The organism is Variovorax paradoxus, assembly GCF_009755665.1.
In the GTDB taxonomy this organism is placed as follows: domain Bacteria; phylum Pseudomonadota; class Gammaproteobacteria; order Burkholderiales; family Burkholderiaceae_C; genus Variovorax; species Variovorax paradoxus_G.
In genome coordinates, this window is sequence record NZ_CP046622.1 from 4333206 (window position 1) to 4349521 (window position 16316).

Sequence of the window (16316 nt, forward strand, 5' to 3'; positions counted from 1 at the left end):
ACGGATGACGCGCGACCAGATCATCCGCGCCTTGCGCCGGGCCGACGAGGTGGCCCGCCGCGCCATGGCCATGGGCCGGCACCCCTTCGGCGCCGTGCTCGTCGCGCCCGACGGCGAGACCATCCTCGCCGAGCAGGGCAACATCGACACGGTGAATCACGCCGAAGCCACGCTCGCGCGCCATGCCGCGCAGAACTGGCCGGCGGACTACCTGTGGCAATGCACGCTGGTCACCACCTTCGAGCCTTGCGCCATGTGCGCAGGCACCAGCTACTGGGCCCACATCGGCCGCATCGTCTACGGCGCGGAAGAAAGCGCGTTGCTCGCGCTCACGGGCGACCATCCTGAGAACCCCACGCTGAGCCTTCCCTGCCGCGAAGTTTTTGCGCGCGGACAGAAGAAGATCGAGGTGATTGGCCCGGTGCCCGAAGTGGCGGAAGAAATGATCGCCACGCACCGCGGCTTCTGGGAAGCGCGTTAGTCGCGCTACACCAGCAGCAGCGACGCCTCGTCGCGCCAATACGCAATCGCGGCGAGCCAGCCTTCCCACACGCAGCCGTTGCAGCCGCGCCCGCAGCAGGTGGTGGGCTCGGGCGGCGGCACCCGCAGGGCGATTTGCTGCGCGCTCGCCTCGCTCTGAACCGCCACGATCAGCGCCTGGGCGCTGGCAAGGTCGACTGGAATGGGCAGGTCTTTGTCTGCGAAGGACATGTGCTGGCAGCGGTGGCCAGGCACCGCGCGGCAAAGGACAGGATAGCGCCTTACCAGAAGATCCAGAGTGCAAGGCCGCCGAAGATCGACCACTTCACAAGGTAGTACGCGCGCTTGTCCCAAGCCTTGAGACGCTTGCCGATGACGCGGATCTGGTAGATGTACTTGAACGCGCGGTTGATGCCGCCGGTCTTGTCGCCAACATCGTTGGGCGAAGCGGCCGCGGCCAACAGGTTCTTTGCAAACCAGCGGTTGACGGCACTGGCCCAGCGGTATTTCAGCGGGCGCTCGATGTCGCAGAACAGGATCACGCGGTCCTTGTCGGTCGTGTTCTCGGCGTAGTGGATGTAGGTTTCGTCGAACACCACGGCCTCGCCGTCGCGCCAGTGGTAGCGCTGGCCGTCCACGTCGATGTAGCAGCCCTCCACGCCCGGCGTCCACAGGCCCAGGTGGTAGCGCAGCGAACCCGCGAACGGGTCGCGGTGGCGCACCAGGCGGCTGCCCGGCGGGAGCTCGGCAAACATGGCGGCCTTGATGGTGCCGATGCCCTTGAGCAGCTCGGTCGTGCGCGGGCACAACACGGCGGCGGAGGGATGCGCATCGTCGTACCACTTGAGGTAGAAGCGCTTCCAGCCGCTCTTGAAGAAGGAGTTGAAGCCCACGTCGTTGAACTGGCTCGAGGCCTTGATGCTGCCGCCATTGCGCATGGCCAGCGCCTCTTCGCGAATGACTTCCCAGTTCTCTTCGAGCACGCGCATTTCCGGGAACTGCGCGGGCGACAGGTACGGCGTGCTCGGCACCTTCGAGAAGATGTACATGAAGGCGTTCAACGGCGCCAGGAAGGTCGAATGATCAGAAAGCTGTCTGAAAAAACGATGCCGGACCTGGCCGCGGAAGTGAACGTAGAGTGCGCTGAGCGCGAAGATGGCGAGAATGACCCACTTCATTAAAGTGTCCTGTAGAGCGGGTCGTAGTGTAATTGTTCACACTTTTTCCGGCCTGACGCGCCTTTTCATGCCCTTTTTAGCCCCTGACAGGCCCTTCAGCTGCGCAGCAGCTTGATCAGCGCGGCGAGCTCCTCGCCACCCAGCCCCGCTGCATCGGCCCGCTGGAACAGCCCCGCCGCGAACGCCGGAAACTCTGTGTTGATGCCGGCCTGCTGCGCGGTCTGCAGGATGCGCTGGGTCGCTTCCACCGAAATGCGCATGGGGCTTTGCGATATTGCGAAGTTGCCCGACTGGATGACACTGCCTTCGTGCTGCAGGAACCCGGCGAAGGTGGGCATGATGCCCGCAACAATGCGGCCGTATTCGGCCACGTCGAAGCCCTCGTGCTCGGCCACGCGCGCGCCGTGCAAGAAGCCGAGCATGGTGCCGTAGATGGTGGACAACGTGGCCAGGTCCATGGCCGCCGCGGCACTCGCCTTTTCGCCCAGGTACACGATGCCGCCGCCCAGAACGCCGAGCAACGGCTCGGCCGCGCGAAACACGGGTTGTGCACCCGACATGAGGATGGGCGTATCGGCCTGCCCCATCTGGTCGGGCGCGGCCTGAATGGCGCCTTCGAGGTAGGTCGCGCCCTGGCGCTGCGCCCAGGCTTCGGCATTGCGCGCGTCCTGCGGACTGCCGGTCGTGAGCTGCACCAGCAAGCGGCCGTCCATTGCCGCGGCCACGCCTTCGGCGCCAAGAATCGCGTCGGCCGCGCGGTAGTCGTACACGCACATCAGTGCCACCGGGCTCGCGCGCAAGGCTTCGGCGGCACTGCGCGCAAGCACGGCGCCGCGGCTCACCAGCGCCGCGGCCTTGTCCGCCGTGCGGTTCCACACCGTGACCTTGTAGCCCTTGTCGAGGTAGAGCCGCGCAATGGTCACGCCCATCGATCCCAGGCCCAGTACGGTAATTTCCTTGTTGCTCATGCCAGCCGTCCGCAATTTGTGAAGAGGCCTGCATCGTAGGAATTTCACACTCCAAAGGTCAAGTACCTACAATAAAGTGAGGTACTTACCAAAACGTATGTAGTGAACCAGCAAGGGCAAGAACGGATGAAAACCAAAAAACCCTACAACTGCGGCATCGGCCCCGCTTTCGAGGTCATCGGCGGCAAGTGGAAAGCCGTGATCCTGTGGGAGCTTCATGCGCAGCCGCGCCGCTTCGGCGAGCTGAAGCGGCTCTTGCCGGACATCAGCGAGAAGATGCTGATCCAGCAGTTGCGCGAACTGGAGGCGGACGGCATCGTGCACCGCGAGGTGTTCCACGAAGTGCCGCCGCGGGTGGAGTATTCGGAGACCAAGCTCGGCGCTTCTCTCAATACGGCGCTTGGGCCGCTGGCCGATTGGGGCGACCGCTACGCCAAGCGCGCGAGCGCGGCGCGCTGAGCTTTGCCGGTGCCCCGCGTGCCGGTGCCGATCAGGCCCAGCCGGTTTCGATTTCGGTCTTCACCTCGGTCATGAGCCGGTGCACCGGGCACTTGCCCGCCACGCGCAACAGCTCCTCACGCTGCGCCTCGGTCAATTCGCCTGTCACGCGCAGGCTGGACTTCAGCCGGTAGACGCCCTTGCGCTCCTCGCTGTCGTCGCGGTCGACGATCACCTCGATGTCTGCCACCGGCATGCCTTTGCGGCGCGCGTAGATCAACACCGTGAGCGCCTTGCAGGCCGCCAGCGACGCGTCGTACAGGTCATGGGGCTCCGGCCCCGCATCGCTGCCGCCGCCGGCCGGCGAGGCATCGATGGGAATCTCGTGGCTGCGAATCTTGAGAATGTGACGCGTGCCCGTGATGCCGTCGCGCCGGACCGTGATGCTCATGCCGATGTCCTTGGTGGTGGGTGTGAGTGCCGGCGCGATGGTAGCCCCTGGCCTGGCTCAACGGTCGACCGCGAGCATCAGCGTTTCCTTGATTTCTTCCATCACCACATAGCTGTGGGACTCGGCCGCCACGGGCAGCTTCTTGAGAATGTCGCCCAAGAGGTGCCGGTACTCGCTCATGCCGCTCAGGCGCGCCTTCACCAGGTAGTCGAAGCTGCCCGAGACCAGGTGGCACTCGAGCACCTCGGGCATGTGAAGCAGTTCCTTGCGGACCTTGTCGAACACGTCGCCCGACTTGGCGGAAAGCTTGATTTCGACGAACACCAGCAGCGTCTTGCCCAGCGCCTCGGGCGACACATGCGCGTGGTAGCCGCTGATGACGCCTTCGCGTTCCATGCGCTTCACGCGCTCGGCGCACGGCGATGCAGACAGGCCGATGCGCTCGGCCAATTCGGTCATGGAAATGCGGCCCTGGCGCTGCAGCAGGTCGAGGATCTTGCGGTCGATGCGGTCGAGTTCGGGCATTTCACTCCTCGCGTGGCGTTGGGCAAAAGTTTTCAGTGAATTTCACTGAAAACCTCCTTAAAACGATGAAATCCACCGCATTGTGCGCCTTAGATTTCGTGTATTCACCTTCATTCTGGTAAATACCCATGAAAGTCATCGTTCTTGGCGGCGGCGTGATCGGCACCACGACGGCCTACTACCTCGCGCGCTCGGGTGCCGACGTGACGCTGCTCGACCGGCAGGCCGGCCCCGCGGAAGAAACCAGCTTCGGCAACGCCGGGCAGGTGTCGCCCGGCTACTCGACGCCATGGGCCGCGCCAGGCATTCCGCTGAAGGCGATCAAGTGGATGTTCCAGAAGCACGCGCCGCTGTCGATCCGCCCGGACGGCACGCTGTTCCAGTTGCGCTGGATGGCGGCAATGCTGCGCAACTGCTCGCCGGAGCGCTACGCGGTGAACAAGGAACGCATGATGCGCGTGGCCGAATACAGCCGCGGCTGCCTGCAGCAGCTGCGCGCCGAAACCGGCCTTCAATACGAACACCGCACCGGCGGCACGCTGCAGCTGTTCCGCACGCAGGCGCAGCTCGATGCAGTGCAGCGCGACATTGCGGTGCTCAAGGAATGCGGCGTGCCCTACGAACTGCTCGACCGCGATGCGCTCGCGCGTGTTGAGCCGGCGCTGGCCGGTGCGCGCGACCGGCTCACGGGCGGCCTGCGCCTGCCGAACGACGAAACGGGCGACTGCCATCTGTTCACTCGCGGCCTTGCCGACATTGCGCGTGGCCTGGGCGTGGACTTCCGCTTCGGCCAAACCATCGACGGACTGGAGACCGACGGCGGCCGCATCACCGGCGTGCGCACCAAGGCAGGCAAAATTCTTACGGCCGACCGCTACGTGATGGCCTTCGGCAGCTATTCGCGTGCGGCCATCGCATCGCTGGGGCTGGACATTCCGGTGTATCCCGTCAAGGGCTACTCACTCACGGTGCCGCTCCTCGACGAGTCGCTGGCGCCGCAATCGACCGTGCTCGACGAGACCTACAAGGTGGCGGTCACGCGTTTCGACAACCGCATTCGCGTGGGCGGCATGGCCGAGCTCGGCGGTTTCGACCTGCGGCTGAACCCGCATCGCCGCGCCACGCTCGAGAAGGTGGTGAGCGACCTTTTCCCCGGCGGCGATCTGCCGCGGGCCACCTTCTGGACCGGCTTGCGCCCGATGACGCCAGACAGCACACCCATCGTCGGCGCCACGCGCTACCCCAACCTGTTCCTGAACACGGGCCACGGCACGCTGGGCTGGACGATGGCGTGCGGCTCGGGCAAGCTGATCTCCGATCTCGTGACGGGTCAGCGGCCGGAGATCCGGACGGACGGGCTGGCGATGGACCGCTATACGCAAGGGACGTCGCACACTAGGCGTCCGAATCCTGCGACTGCTGCGGCCTGAGGCCTGCGGTTTTGGGGCTGCTGTTCATGGCGCGTGCAAAGGCCACCGGGTACTCCCCTCCGCGAATGTCCCCCGGGGCTGCGCCCCTCCTCCTTTATTTCGCTGCGTGGAGCACCCGATGCCCTGTGCACCTGGGCACGCTCTGGGTGTACCGCCGATCAACGACCGCTCCGGATAACGCACCCGCTGGCGGGGTGCCTTGCGCAGCGAAATAAAGGAGGAGGCCGCAGGCCGGGGGACATTCGCGGAGAAAGGTACCCCGTCGGCGGGTGCGCCGCCCTGAACAACACCAACAGCGCCAAAAAAAACTCAGGCAGCCTTCGCAATCGGAATGGCCACAGCGTTCATCCCGCGATAAACCTCCGCCTCGCCATGCTTCGCAAGCAACTGCATCAGGTGCTTGCGAATCAGCATCCCCGGCCGATCGGACTCCATCGAATATTCGACACCCCGCCGCCGCGTATCGACCAGCGCATCGGGGTCGGTCGATTCGAGAATGTCCTTGTCCTCGCGCGTGATCTCCTCGTCGAAGTCGATCAGCATCTGCGCTGCGCAATCGGCCTCGGTGTCGTTGCGGAACAGCCATTGGCACAGCTGCATTCGGCCATCGTCGATGGGGGTGAAGCAGTTGATGATGATGTGCCGCACGCCGCTCGGGTATTCGATGTCGAGCCGGCGCGAGAACGGCAGGAAGTAGGCGTTGCGCATGTGGCGCGTGGTGATCGGGTCCGTCACGCCGCTGATGGCGTGAAACTTGGTGGGGTTGACCGCCTCGATCACGGTCTCTGCATGGAAGCCGCCTTCGTTTTCCACCAGCTCGTACTTGCTTGGCTTCGGGCTTGCGGCCACGCCGAAGGTGGCGCGGTGCACAAAGCTGAAGTGCGAGTTGTCGAATGAATTTTCCAGCGCGCGCATCGGGCTGGTCTGCCACTCTTCATAGAACTGGAAGATGGTGCGATAGCCCGGGTCGGTGAATTCCGGAATCGCCGGAATGTCCGCAACAGGTTCTTCCAGCGCCACCCATGCATAACCGTAGCGCGCGGTACAGCGGTAGGCAGTGATCTTGTATTCCGGCGATATCTTGCGGTCGGGCTCGTATTGGGGAATGCGAATCACCTGTCCGCTGCGGTCGTAGGTCCAGCCGTGATAACCGCACTGGATGGCGCCCTGCCCGCAGGCCTTGCCTTCGCCGTCGACGCACCAGCCCTTCGAAAGCTTGGCCGTGCGGTGGCAACAGCGGTCGCGCAGCGCCGCGGGCTGGCCGTCGGCATCGATGAAGAGAACGATGTCCTCGCCCAGCAGCGTGAAGGGCTTGGGGCCTTGGGCCAGGTCGGCAAGCGGCATGACGGCATGCCAGAACTTGCGGAAGACGGGTTGTTGGGTGACGAGCATGCGTGGACTCCTTCTGTTGTTGCGCGTGGGTACGAACGAAACTGAAAGAGCAATTTCCTGCCGCGGGGGCTGAACGCTTCTACTCTGCGCACTTGCCATGCAAATTGCGCGCCCGCATTGTGGCGCGGGCCGGCGCACCCTCCAAGCACCCGATCGCACTGCCCGAGCAAAAGACCGTGGCATGCGGCTTGGCATGGCTCGTGCATGAACCTGCGCAAGAGTAGAAGCGTTCAGCAGCGCACGCACCACCGTTGTGCGCCCGCCCGGAAATTGCTCTTGAAGTGCCTCCTGCCTTGAGCGGGAGGGTTCAAGACCCGAGAATTCCGAGGCCCCACATGCAACGTCGATTCTTTCTTGCGGCCAGTGCCGCCACCCTTGCCGCTCCTGCTGTGTTCGCCCAGGGCGGCGGCAAGCTGACTCCGCTCAAGTTCACGCTCGATTTCCGCATCAACGGCCAGACTGCGCCGTTCTTTCTTGCGCACAGCAAGGGCTACTACAAGGACGAAGGCCTGGACGTGACCATCGACACCGGCGCCGGCTCTGTCGCGTCTATCACGCGCATTGCGAGCGGCGTCTACCCGTTGGGCCTGGGCGACATCAGCTCTCTGGTCGAGTTCAACGCGCAGAACCCGGGCACCCCGATGGTGCAGGCCGTGTACCAGTACTACAACCGCGCACCCTTCGTGATCATCGGCCGCAAGGACCGCGGCGTGACCGGCGACTTCAAGAGCCTTGCGGGCAAGAAGGTGGCCGCGGCGGCCGTTGAATCCACCCGCCGCGCCTGGCCGATGGTGGCGCGCAAGCAAGGCATGCGCAGCGATGCCTTCCAGTGGCAGACCACCGACTTCAGCGCGCGCGACAACGTGATGGTGCGCGGCGACGTCGATGCAGCCACTTACTTTCATGATTCCGCCATTTCGCTCTTCGCGCGCATGAAGGCCGAAGAGCTTTCAGTGCTCAAGTATGCGGACGCGGGCGTCGACCTGTACGGCAACGCCATTCTCGCGAGCAGCAACCTCATTGCGCAGAACCCCAAGCTGGTTGCGGCCTTTCTGCGCGCCACCAACCGCGCCATCGTCGAGACCTTTGCCAACCCGGCACCCAGCATCGCGGCCATGCGCCAGCGCGAGCCCATCCTCGACGAAAAGATGGAGTTCAAGCGCTGGGGCGTCACCGCGCAATACGTCGGCGCGGCGGACACGCGGGGCCATGGCCTGGGCGACATCAGGAAGCTCACGCTCGAGCAGCAGGTCGACGAAGTCGTCGACGTATTCGGCCTCAAGGTCAAGCCCGCGTCCGACGCCATCTTCAACACTTCGATGCTGCCATCGCGCAGCGAACGCACCCTTTCCAGGACATGAGCCAAGACATTACCCAAGGCATGAACATCAGCAACAGCCACACCGTACCCCCTGAAGAAACCACCCTCGACGAGCGCGACGAACGCTACCTGCGCAAGGCCATCGTCTGGTCGCACGCGGCGCGGCGGCGTGGCAACCGGCCTTTCGGATCGGTCATCGTCTCGGCCGCGGGCGAGGTGCTGGCCGAAGCCGGCAACAGCAACACCGAGACCGGCGACTGCACCGCGCATGCGGAGGTGAATGCGCTGCGCGCGCTGGCCGGGAAAGGCCTCACGCGCGAAGAGCTTGCGGGCGCCACCATCTATGCATCGGGCGAGCCCTGCGTGATGTGCGCGGGCGCCATCTTCTGGTCGAACATCGGCCGCGTGGTGTTCGGCATCGACGCCGAGCGGCTGCGCGTGTTCCGCGGCGAGCGGCAAGACCAGCGCGACGCGGAGCTGTCGTGCCGCGATGTGTTTCGCGCGTCGCCGCATCCTATCGAATGCATCGGACCTGCGTTGCTCGACGAAGCCAGTGCGGCCCACGACGGCGCCTGGAAATAGGGCTCGCAAGAGACAGCGGCGGGGCGAATAGACTCGTTGGATGCCCTGGCACGCCCACCTTCATCTCGACTACCGACAGGAATCCGCTCGCAGCGTTGCGCGCTTTCGCCATGACGGGCCGCTGCGCATCCTGCAGAGCCTCTATCCCGAAGGCGATGCGATCTGCCATAACGTGCTGGTGCATCCACCGGGCGGGCTGGTCGGCGGCGACACGCTGGACATCGACATCGAAGCGGCGGACGGCAGCCATGGGCTCATCACCACGCCGGGTGCTTCGCGCTTCTATCGTTCCGAAGGCGAACTGGCGCTGCAGCGCACGCGAATCCGGCTCGCCCAGGGTGCGCGGCTCGAATGGCTGCCGCTCGAGGCGATCTGCTACAGCGGCTGCAAGGCCGAGAACCGCCTCACCATCGAGGCCGAGCCCGGCGCCGAGATGATCGGCTGGGACGTGACTGCGTTGGGCTTGCCCAACGCGAGCCAGCCTTTTGAACGCGGTACGTATCTGCAGCACATCGAAGTGCCGGGCATCTGGCTGGAGCGCGGGCGCATCGACGCGGCCGACGAGCGGTTGCTGCAAAGCCCGCTGGGCTTCGGCGGGCATCGCTGCATTGCGTCGCTGTTCTTCGTGTCGGGTACGCCGGCCGCGCGTGCGCGGCGCGAGGCGCTGCTCGCGCTCGCACGCTCGGCCATCGATGCGCACGGCCTGCAAGAGAGCGCGGGCGCAACCAGCCCGCATGCGGAGATCGTCGTGCTGCGCGTGCTCGCGCCGGTGGTGGAGCCCGCCATGCAGCTGCTGCGGCAGGTGTGGCAGGCATGGCGCGCGGAGCTGTGGCAGTTGCCTGCAAGCTCGCCGCGCATCTGGACCACCTAGCCCGTCAAGCGGCCTTCGGCTCCGGAAGGATGGCCGTCAGCGCAAAGTCGACGAGGTGGAGCCAGGTCGCTTCGAGGCCCATGATGCTGTGATGGTCGGAGCCAGGAATGGTTTGCACCGCGACGGGTGTCGGCCACGCGGCAATGAGCTTCTGCGAACGCTCGGGCAGCACCACGTCGTCATGCTCGGCCAGCAGCACCTGCGTCTTGGCGGCCACTTCCTTGCAGTGCGTCAGCGAATCGAAGCGGTGCCGCAGCAGCAATGAAAGCGGCACGAGCGGAAAGCGCCTCTTGGCCACTTCCAGCATCGAGTCGTAGGGGGTGACCAGTTGAAGGCTCGAAAACTCCTGCTGCGCCACCAGCTGGATGGCCACGCCCGTGCCCAGGCTTCGGCCGACCACGTGCAGGCGCACCTGCGGAAAGGCTTTGCGCAAGTGGCGGGCAAGCTGGATGGCGTCCGCAACGGAGGCGATCTCGGAGGGATGGCCTTGCGAATCGGCCACGCCCCGGTAGTTGATCGCGGCAAAGCCGAAGCCTTCCGGGAGCCAGTGCAATGCCTGCGCGGTGGCGCGCACGTCCTCGCCCCGTCCGGCGAAATAGATGAAGAGGTCCTGCAGTGCCTCTTCGCCATGCGGGTGATAGACGTACCCGCGCACCATGCCGCCCGGCACCGTGTGCGAGTAAGTAGAAAAGTCGTCCGACAGATGAACGACGGGGAGCTTTCGGGCGTTGAAAAGAATATGCCCCTGGCGTGTTGCCAGGAGCGTCCAGTACGCGGCGATGCCGCCAATGGCAGCGGCCGAAGCCGAGAGTGCGATGCGGAAGGCTTTGGATGACAAGGTTTTCTCCGGAAGAGGCTTTGCGCCGGGCCGCTACTTCTTGCAGTTGCCGCCGACGGAAACCGTCCCGTCCTTGCATTCCGTCAGGATGCGTTCGTCGCCCGCGCGCGGAGGCGCGCCTTTCGCGGCTGCATCCGGTGTGTATGGTGCGCCTTCGCGCTGATAGACGATTTTCTTGGTGCCGAGCTCGCAGCTGCCGACCACCTGGCCGCTCGCCTCGGCATTGGCATCGACGGTGGCTACGGTGAACCGAGTGACACCGGCGGCGGCAATCTTTGCTTCGATTTGGGTACGCAGGGCTTCGCAATTTTCAGCGGCGGCGTTGGCAGTGCCCGCCGAAGCAAGCGCGATGTAAATCAACCAGGGTTTCATGATGAGTCTGTCTCGGACCGTGGGTACCGAGGGGTTTGCGAGCCAAGAGTCTAGCCCCGCATTTCCGGAAGAAGCATCCTCGCACACGCACTGGTAACCGCAGGTCACGGCCGCCTGGATGCAGACTCATCCGTCCGCCTACCTGTCGAAGCCTATTCGCAAGCGCTTCTGCCCGCAGGAGATTGACGCACTCTGTTCAGAAAAACGAGCTGGCTCTTCGCCGTGTCGCTGCCTTGCGACGCGGCCTTCATCATCCAGCCGCGGGCTTCGCACCGGTCTGCCTTGACTGCCGATCCGTAGAGCGTGGGCCCCGCCAGCAGCACCATGCCCAGCATCTCCTGCGCCTCGGCACTGCCTTCTCCGGCAGCCTGACGGAGCTCATCGAGCATGGTGCGGTAGTCGCGGGCCGTCTGTGCTTCGAGTGCCAGCTGGAAGCGTTGCTCGGCATGCAACACGATCTTCGGTTCCGCCGGCTGCGCCGCGGAGAGCACCGCCATCAGGCAAAGACCACCGGCCAGCACGATGCGCCAGCGCAGCGACCAGCTTGCGATTTGATTCAATTCGGATGCCATGTCGATGTTCTCCACCAGTTGTTTGGGTGGAGGGCATCGTGGCAGCAAGCGCTTGCAAAAAGAAACTGGAATTCACACAGGCGGCCTCAGGCCGCGCCTGAGGCCGCGCTTCATCCCGCTTCAGTTGGCGCTCAGGTCCATGAGCATGCGGGACAGCAGATAGAGCCGCGGCACCACGCTTTCGACCTCGGCGTATTCGTCCGGCGTATGGATGCCGCCGCCCACGATGCCGAAGCCGTCGAGCACCGGCACGCCCACTCCGGCCACCAGGCTGGCATCGGCCGCGCCGCCGCTGCTTTCGATGGTGAGCTTCTTGCCGATCTCGGCGTAGATGCCCTCGGCCATGGCCACGAGCTTGTCCGACGCAGGCGAACGCGGCATCGGGGGCAGGCCGCGGATGAGCCGCACGCGCACTTCGGTCTCGGGAATCAGCTTGTTCTGCGAGATGCGAACCAGGTCCTTCTCGACGCGGTCGAGCTCTTCAGGCGTGGCGGCGCGCACATCTCCCCTTGCGCTTGCGGTGGCGGGAATCACGTTGGTCGGCCCGTTGGCACTGAGCACCGTGAAGTTGACGGTGGTCTTCTTCGCCGCATCGCCCGTCTTCGCCAGCTGCAGCACCTGGTGCGCCACTTCCATCGCCGCATTGCGGCCCGCCTCGGGCGCAACGCCCGCATGCGAGGCAAGCCCCTTCACTTCGATGAGCGCCGTGGCCGAGCCCTTGCGCTCCACCACGAGTCCGTCGGCCGGGCGACCCGGCTCCAGGTTCAGCGCCACGTCATGTTGCTTGGCGATGCGCTCGATGAGCGCGCTGGTACCCACCGACCCGACCTCTTCGTTCGTGTCGATGAGGAAGGTGATCTGCCCATAGTCCTTGAAGCCGATCGTCTGCAGGATCTTCAATGCCTGCAGGCCGGCGACCACGCCGCCCTTGTTGTCCATGACGCCGGGGCCATACGCACGCCCGTCCTTGATGTAGAACGGCTTGGCCGCGGCCGTGCCGTCCTTGAACACGGTGTCGATGTGGGCGAGGATCAGGATCTTCTTCTTGCCTTGGCCCGTGATCGTGGCGACCACGTTGGTGCCGGGATGAGGTTCCGCCGGAAAGATCTCGATGCGCGCGCCAAGCTTGCGCAGTTCGTCGACTGCAATCTCGCGCACCTTGTCGAGCCCTTCGGTGTTGGCCGAGCCGGAGTCGATGTTGACCATGCGCTCCAGCAGTTTCAGCGCTTCTTCCTTCTGCTGCGTGGCTGCGTCCAGCGCACCCTGGTGGGGCTTCTGCGCCATGGCGGCACCGGCGAACAGTGCGCAAGCCAGCACCGCGCCTTGGCAGGCGGCGCGCAACGGCGCGGATTTATTGAAGTAGTGGCGCTTGTGAAGAAGAGTCATGGATTCCGTTCTGTTGTTCGTTCGAGCTTGGACGAAAGAAAGCCCGCTTACGCGGGCTCCCTCAGGCTATCACCCGCATTCCGCGCGGGTCAAGCGAACAGAACGGACGGACGGGCGCCGTCGGCCTAGCAGCAGCGCCCTTTGCCCGCGCCGTAGCGCGCCTCGAGGCGCTCCCGGAAGAAAGCCTCGTAGCTCATCGGCGGCTGGCCCGGATGCGTGGCCGCCATGTGGCTCAGGTAGGCGTCGTAGTCGGGCAGCCCGACCATGAGCCGCAGCGACTGCTTGAGCGAGCGGGCAAAGTAGCGCCCGGCTTCCGGCAATGCGAGGGCCATGGCTGTGCTCAGCGTGCGGCCGATGCGGCCATCGGTTCGAACGGTGTTTCTTGCGCGGTAGGCCGGTTGGCCGCCCGCGCCGCAAGGCATGCCTTGACGCTGTACACCAGCACGCTCAGCACCACGAACATGAACAGCGCGCACAGCGCGGCGTCGAGCCGGTCGTTGAAGACGATGCGCGACATGGCTTCGGTGGTCTTCGCGGGCGCCACCAGAACGCCGTTGGCCAGGCCTTCGGTGTACTTTGCGGCGTGCGAGAGAAACCCGATCTTCGGGTCGGGCGAGAAGATCTTCTGCCAGCCGGCCGTGAGCGTGCAGGCCAGCAGCCATGCGGCCGGCGCAATGGCCACCCACGCATAGCGCTCGCGCTTCATTCGGAACAGCACCACCACGCCGAGCAGCAGCGCCACCGCGGCCAGCATCTGGTTGGAAATGCCGAAGAGCGGCCACAGCGTGTTGATGCCGCCCAGCGGATCGACCACGCCCTGGTAGAGAAAGTAGCCCCAGGCCGCCACGCACAGTGCGGTGGCAAACAGGTTGGCCGGCAGCGAGTCGGTGCGCTTGAGCGCGGGCACGAAGCTGCCCAGCAGGTCTTGCAGCATGAAGCGGCCCGCGCGGGTGCCGGCGTCCACAGCCGTCAGGATGAACAGCGCCTCGAACAGAATTGCGAAGTGGTACCAGAAGGCCATCATGGCCTGCCCGCCGATCACCTGGTGAAGAATGTGGGCCATGCCCACGGCCAGTGTCGGCGCGCCGCCCGCGCGGCCGAGGATGGTGGTTTCGCCCACGTCCTTGGCGGTTTGCACCAGCATCTCGGGCGTGACCACGAAGCCCCAACTCGAAATGGTTTGCGCCGCCTGCTGCGCGGTGCTGCCCACCAGCGCGGCCGGGCTGTTCATTGCGAAGTAGATGCCCGGCTCGATGCACGAAGCCGCCACCAGCGCCATCACCGCCACGAACGATTCGGCCAGCATGCCGCCGTAGCCGATGAAGCGCGCATGGCGCTCGTTGTCGAGCATCTTGGGCGTGGTGCCCGAGGAAATCAGTGCATGAAAGCCCGACACCGCACCGCACGCAATGGTGATGAACAGGAACGGGAACAGGCTGCCCGACCACACCGGTCCGTTGCCCTGCGCAAACTGAGTGACGGCCGGCATCTGCAGCGTGGGCATGACGAACACGATGCCGATGGCCAGCGCGATGATCGTGCCGATCTTCAGGAAGGTCGACAGGTAGTCGCGCGGCGCCAGCAGCAGCCACACCGGCAGGCTCGCGGCGATGAAGCCGTAGCCCACGAGCATCCACGTGAGCGCCTTGCCGTCGAACGTGAAGAGCGGCGCCCATTCGGGGTTCTGGCTCACGGCCTGTCCGCCGAAGATGGCGAGCATCAGCAGCACGAAGCCGATCAGCGACACCTCGCCGATGCGCCCCGGGCGAATGAAGCGCAGGTACACGCCCATGAAGAGCGCCACCGGAATGGTGGCCGCCACCGTGAAGGTGCCCCACGGCGATTCGGCCAGTGCCTTCACCACGATCAGCGCCAGCACCGCAAGGATGATGATCATGATCATGAAGGTGCCGAAGAGCGCGATCATCCCGGGCACCACGCCCATCTCCTGCTTGACCAGGTCGCCGAGCGAGCGGCCGTCGCGCCGCGTGGAGATGAACAGAATGATGAAGTCCTGCACCGCGCCCGCGAACACCACGCCCGCCAGCACCCACAAGAGGCCGGGCAGGTAGCCCATCTGCGCCGCGAGCACCGGGCCCACCAGCGGGCCGGCACCGGCAATGGCCGCGAAGTGGTGGCCGAACAGCACGTTCTTGTCGGTGGGCACGTAGTCGAGCCCGTCGTTGTGGCGGTGCGCCGGCGTCTTGCGGTTGCCGTCCAGCACCAGCACCTTCTCGGCGATGAACAGGCTGTAGTAGCGGTAGGCGATCAGGTAGGTGCAGATCGCGGCGGTCACCACCCAGAGGGCGTTGACGCTTTCGCCGCGCGTGAGGGCAACGGTGCCCAGCGCAAAAGCGCCGAGCACGGCCACGGCGAGCCACACCAGGTGGCGGCGGATGCTGTGCATGGGAATGTCTCCTGGAATTGAACCCGGGAGTGTTCCGCGTCAGCCCCGAGCCCGCATCCGTCGCACCGCGCGGCCCGCGTGCGTGGCTTTGCGTAATGGAAAACCCGGAGAAAACCCAAATTCAGAGCCGGCGCACCTGCAGCGGCTGGCGCGACCAGTACACGCCGTCGAGCCGGTCGAGCCGCACCTCGCCGCCGGTGGACGGCGCGTGCACGAACTGCCCTGCGCCCACATAAATGCCTGCATGCGATGGCGTGGATGCACCGAAGAGCACCAGATCGCCCGATCGGATGTCGGACGCCGGCACCGGCCGGCCGAACCCGGCCAAACGGGCCACCGTGCGCGGCATGGCCTGGCCGGCGCTGTTCTTGTACACATAGCCGATGAGGCCGCTGCAATCGAACCCGCCCTCGGGCGTGTTGCCGCCATAGCGGTACGGCGTGCCGACCAGGCCAAGCGCATGGATCGCCACGCCGTTCGATTGCTCGGCCGTCAGGGGTGAGGTGCTGTAGGTGCCTGTCGAAGGGGGCAGGCGCGGGCTTGCGCAGCCCAGCGCCAGGAGGCAGGCGCCAATGGGGAGCAGCCGAAGCAACCGGAGCGGCAAAGGCATGCGGGAACGTGGCGTAGGTGCGGGTGCGTCTTGCAAGTCTTGCATGTGGAATGGCGGGTCTTGTGGACGTGGCCAGACTCTAACGCGAGCAGCGCACAGGCCTGAAAGAGCCCTCAAACCGGCCGTTGCTGGTACTGGTACACGTGATACGTGGACGGAATCGAGATCATCAACGCGCTTCACTTCCCCCTCTCACGACAACTCATCTGAACTGGCGGAACCCGGTACATCGGCATGCCCTTGTCGGGAGCTCCGCCCTTGGGACTCAGCTGCATCTCCATGTTTTCGATGCTGGCATACCGAAATTGGAGCGAGGTCTGATCAATGTGCAGGATATCAATGCATATCTGACTGCCCGGTTTCATCGACGGCTCATTGCTGGCAGTGATGAGGGTGCAACTGCGGCTGCCCCGAATGTTGTAGCGCCCTTCAACAAGAGCAGGAGCACCTGTGGACGTCTCGCCTCCACAGACGGTTATTCTTCCGTTTTTGTAC

General features: G+C 65.0%; 19 protein-coding genes. 6 read left to right on the forward strand and 13 right to left on the reverse strand.

All coding sequences use genetic code 11. The features are described 5' to 3' along the window. Positions 1-4: 4 nt before the first annotated feature. Positions 5-481, forward strand: a complete 477-nt coding sequence (locus tag GOQ09_RS20150; protein WP_015866738.1) for a nucleoside deaminase — start codon at positions 5-7, stop codon at positions 479-481. A 5-nt stretch (positions 482-486) separates the two neighbouring features. Here the strand turns inward: GOQ09_RS20150 and GOQ09_RS20155 are convergent, their stop codons facing one another. The 3 genes from GOQ09_RS20155 to GOQ09_RS20165 all read right to left on the reverse strand — a co-directional run bounded on the left by GOQ09_RS20155 (position 487) and on the right by GOQ09_RS20165 (position 2626). Beyond that, positions 487-711, reverse strand: coding sequence for an oxidoreductase-like domain-containing protein (locus GOQ09_RS20155; RefSeq protein ID WP_157615142.1), 225 nt, complete (start codon positions 709-711; stop codon positions 487-489). A 50-nt stretch (positions 712-761) separates the two neighbouring features. Next, complete coding sequence (gene lpxO / locus GOQ09_RS20160; RefSeq protein WP_157615143.1) at positions 762-1658, reverse strand: lipid A hydroxylase LpxO; 897 nt, start codon at positions 1656-1658, stop codon at positions 762-764. A gap of 95 nt (positions 1659-1753) precedes the next feature. Next, positions 1754-2626, reverse strand: a complete 873-nt coding sequence (locus GOQ09_RS20165; protein ID WP_157615144.1) for an NAD(P)-dependent oxidoreductase — start codon at positions 2624-2626, stop codon at positions 1754-1756. 126 nt (positions 2627-2752) lie between these two features. Between GOQ09_RS20165 and GOQ09_RS20170 the strand changes: the two genes are divergently transcribed. Further along, positions 2753-3085, forward strand: coding sequence for a winged helix-turn-helix transcriptional regulator (locus tag GOQ09_RS20170; RefSeq protein ID WP_157615145.1), 333 nt, complete (start codon positions 2753-2755; stop codon positions 3083-3085). A 31-nt stretch (positions 3086-3116) separates the two neighbouring features. Here the strand turns inward: GOQ09_RS20170 and GOQ09_RS20175 are convergent, their stop codons facing one another. Further along, the gene (locus GOQ09_RS20175; RefSeq protein WP_157615146.1) at positions 3117-3515 is read right to left on the reverse strand and encodes an OsmC family protein; all 399 of its coding nucleotides are present in this window, start codon (positions 3513-3515) and stop codon (positions 3117-3119) included. A 57-nt stretch (positions 3516-3572) separates the two neighbouring features. Continuing rightward, on the reverse strand, positions 3573-4040 hold the full coding sequence (locus GOQ09_RS20180; RefSeq protein ID WP_055803119.1) for a winged helix-turn-helix transcriptional regulator: 468 nt from the start codon (positions 4038-4040) through the stop codon (positions 3573-3575). A gap of 128 nt (positions 4041-4168) precedes the next feature. Between GOQ09_RS20180 and GOQ09_RS20185 the strand changes: the two genes are divergently transcribed. After that, a complete protein-coding gene (locus GOQ09_RS20185; RefSeq protein ID WP_157615147.1) occupies positions 4169-5470 on the forward strand; it encodes a D-amino acid dehydrogenase in 1302 nt (433 codons plus the stop codon). Positions 5471-5779: 309 nt separating this feature from the next. On the opposite strand, the gene GOQ09_RS20190 is transcribed toward GOQ09_RS20185, so the two are convergent. Further along, positions 5780-6862 carry an aromatic ring-hydroxylating oxygenase subunit alpha gene (locus GOQ09_RS20190; protein WP_157615148.1) on the reverse strand — a complete coding sequence of 361 codons (1083 nt, stop codon included), beginning with the start codon at positions 6860-6862 and terminating at the stop codon, positions 5780-5782. A 335-nt stretch (positions 6863-7197) separates the two neighbouring features. Between GOQ09_RS20190 and GOQ09_RS20195 the strand changes: the two genes are divergently transcribed. From GOQ09_RS20195 to GOQ09_RS20205, 3 genes are read left to right on the forward strand one after another with little or no spacing between them, the layout of a single operon-like run. Then, a complete protein-coding gene (locus GOQ09_RS20195; RefSeq protein ID WP_157615149.1) occupies positions 7198-8223 on the forward strand; it encodes an ABC transporter substrate-binding protein in 1026 nt (341 codons plus the stop codon). A gap of 20 nt (positions 8224-8243) precedes the next feature. Further along, on the forward strand, positions 8244-8765 hold the full coding sequence (locus tag GOQ09_RS20200; RefSeq protein ID WP_157616776.1) for a nucleoside deaminase: 522 nt from the start codon (positions 8244-8246) through the stop codon (positions 8763-8765). 40 nt (positions 8766-8805) lie between these two features. Then, positions 8806-9636: an urease accessory protein UreD gene (locus GOQ09_RS20205; protein WP_157615150.1), complete on the forward strand. Its 831-nt coding sequence runs from the start codon at positions 8806-8808 to the stop codon at positions 9634-9636. 4 nt (positions 9637-9640) lie between these two features. Here GOQ09_RS20205 and GOQ09_RS20210 read toward each other — a convergent pair whose 3' ends face one another. The 7 genes from GOQ09_RS20210 to GOQ09_RS20240 all read right to left on the reverse strand — a co-directional run bounded on the left by GOQ09_RS20210 (position 9641) and on the right by GOQ09_RS20240 (position 15821). Then, complete coding sequence (locus GOQ09_RS20210) at positions 9641-10474, reverse strand: alpha/beta hydrolase (RefSeq protein ID WP_157615151.1); 834 nt, start codon at positions 10472-10474, stop codon at positions 9641-9643. A 33-nt stretch (positions 10475-10507) separates the two neighbouring features. Beyond that, positions 10508-10846: a DUF1161 domain-containing protein gene (locus GOQ09_RS20215; protein WP_157615152.1), complete on the reverse strand. Its 339-nt coding sequence runs from the start codon at positions 10844-10846 to the stop codon at positions 10508-10510. 152 nt (positions 10847-10998) lie between these two features. Beyond that, positions 10999-11418 (reverse strand): sel1 repeat family protein, encoded by a 420-nt coding sequence (locus tag GOQ09_RS20220; RefSeq protein WP_157616777.1) that lies wholly within the window; start codon positions 11416-11418, stop codon positions 10999-11001. A 120-nt stretch (positions 11419-11538) separates the two neighbouring features. Further along, the gene (locus GOQ09_RS20225) at positions 11539-12804 is read right to left on the reverse strand and encodes a glutamate carboxypeptidase (RefSeq protein WP_207309876.1); all 1266 of its coding nucleotides are present in this window, start codon (positions 12802-12804) and stop codon (positions 11539-11541) included. 125 nt (positions 12805-12929) lie between these two features. Beyond that, positions 12930-13136 carry a YbdD/YjiX family protein gene (locus tag GOQ09_RS20230; protein ID WP_126748093.1) on the reverse strand — a complete coding sequence of 69 codons (207 nt, stop codon included), beginning with the start codon at positions 13134-13136 and terminating at the stop codon, positions 12930-12932. An 8-nt stretch (positions 13137-13144) separates the two neighbouring features. Further along, positions 13145-15211 (reverse strand): carbon starvation CstA family protein, encoded by a 2067-nt coding sequence (locus tag GOQ09_RS20235; protein WP_157615153.1) that lies wholly within the window; start codon positions 15209-15211, stop codon positions 13145-13147. 121 nt (positions 15212-15332) lie between these two features. Next, complete coding sequence (locus tag GOQ09_RS20240) at positions 15333-15821, reverse strand: C40 family peptidase (RefSeq protein ID WP_242630893.1); 489 nt, start codon at positions 15819-15821, stop codon at positions 15333-15335. Between the last annotated feature and the right edge of the window lie 495 nt (positions 15822-16316).

Bases quoted from the DNA above. Each gene is read 5' to 3' on its own strand.
- GOQ09_RS20150 (WP_015866738.1), top strand. From the start codon at position 5: ATGACGCGCGACCAGATCATCCGCGCCTTGCGCCGGGCCGACGAGGTG.
- GOQ09_RS20155 (WP_157615142.1), bottom strand. From the start codon at position 711: ATGTCCTTCGCAGACAAAGACCTGCCCATTCCAGTCGACCTTGCCAGC.
- lpxO (WP_157615143.1), bottom strand. From the start codon at position 1,658: ATGAAGTGGGTCATTCTCGCCATCTTCGCGCTCAGCGCACTCTACGTT.
- GOQ09_RS20165 (WP_157615144.1), bottom strand. From the start codon at position 2,626: ATGAGCAACAAGGAAATTACCGTACTGGGCCTGGGATCGATGGGCGTG.
- GOQ09_RS20170 (WP_157615145.1), top strand. From the start codon at position 2,753: ATGAAAACCAAAAAACCCTACAACTGCGGCATCGGCCCCGCTTTCGAG.
- GOQ09_RS20175 (WP_157615146.1), bottom strand. From the start codon at position 3,515: ATGAGCATCACGGTCCGGCGCGACGGCATCACGGGCACGCGTCACATT.
- GOQ09_RS20180 (WP_055803119.1), bottom strand. From the start codon at position 4,040: ATGCCCGAACTCGACCGCATCGACCGCAAGATCCTCGACCTGCTGCAG.
- GOQ09_RS20185 (WP_157615147.1), top strand. From the start codon at position 4,169: ATGAAAGTCATCGTTCTTGGCGGCGGCGTGATCGGCACCACGACGGCC.
- GOQ09_RS20190 (WP_157615148.1), bottom strand. From the start codon at position 6,862: ATGCTCGTCACCCAACAACCCGTCTTCCGCAAGTTCTGGCATGCCGTC.
- GOQ09_RS20195 (WP_157615149.1), top strand. From the start codon at position 7,198: ATGCAACGTCGATTCTTTCTTGCGGCCAGTGCCGCCACCCTTGCCGCT.
- GOQ09_RS20200 (WP_157616776.1), top strand. From the start codon at position 8,244: ATGAACATCAGCAACAGCCACACCGTACCCCCTGAAGAAACCACCCTC.
- GOQ09_RS20205 (WP_157615150.1), top strand. From the start codon at position 8,806: ATGCCCTGGCACGCCCACCTTCATCTCGACTACCGACAGGAATCCGCT.
- GOQ09_RS20215 (WP_157615152.1), bottom strand. From the start codon at position 10,846: ATGAAACCCTGGTTGATTTACATCGCGCTTGCTTCGGCGGGCACTGCC.
- GOQ09_RS20220 (WP_157616777.1), bottom strand. From the start codon at position 11,418: ATGGCATCCGAATTGAATCAAATCGCAAGCTGGTCGCTGCGCTGGCGC.
- GOQ09_RS20225 (WP_207309876.1), bottom strand. From the start codon at position 12,804: ATGACTCTTCTTCACAAGCGCCACTACTTCAATAAATCCGCGCCGTTG.
- GOQ09_RS20230 (WP_126748093.1), bottom strand. From the start codon at position 13,136: ATGGCCCTCGCATTGCCGGAAGCCGGGCGCTACTTTGCCCGCTCGCTC.
- GOQ09_RS20235 (WP_157615153.1), bottom strand. From the start codon at position 15,211: ATGCACAGCATCCGCCGCCACCTGGTGTGGCTCGCCGTGGCCGTGCTC.
- GOQ09_RS20240 (WP_242630893.1), bottom strand. From the start codon at position 15,821: ATGCCTTTGCCGCTCCGGTTGCTTCGGCTGCTCCCCATTGGCGCCTGC.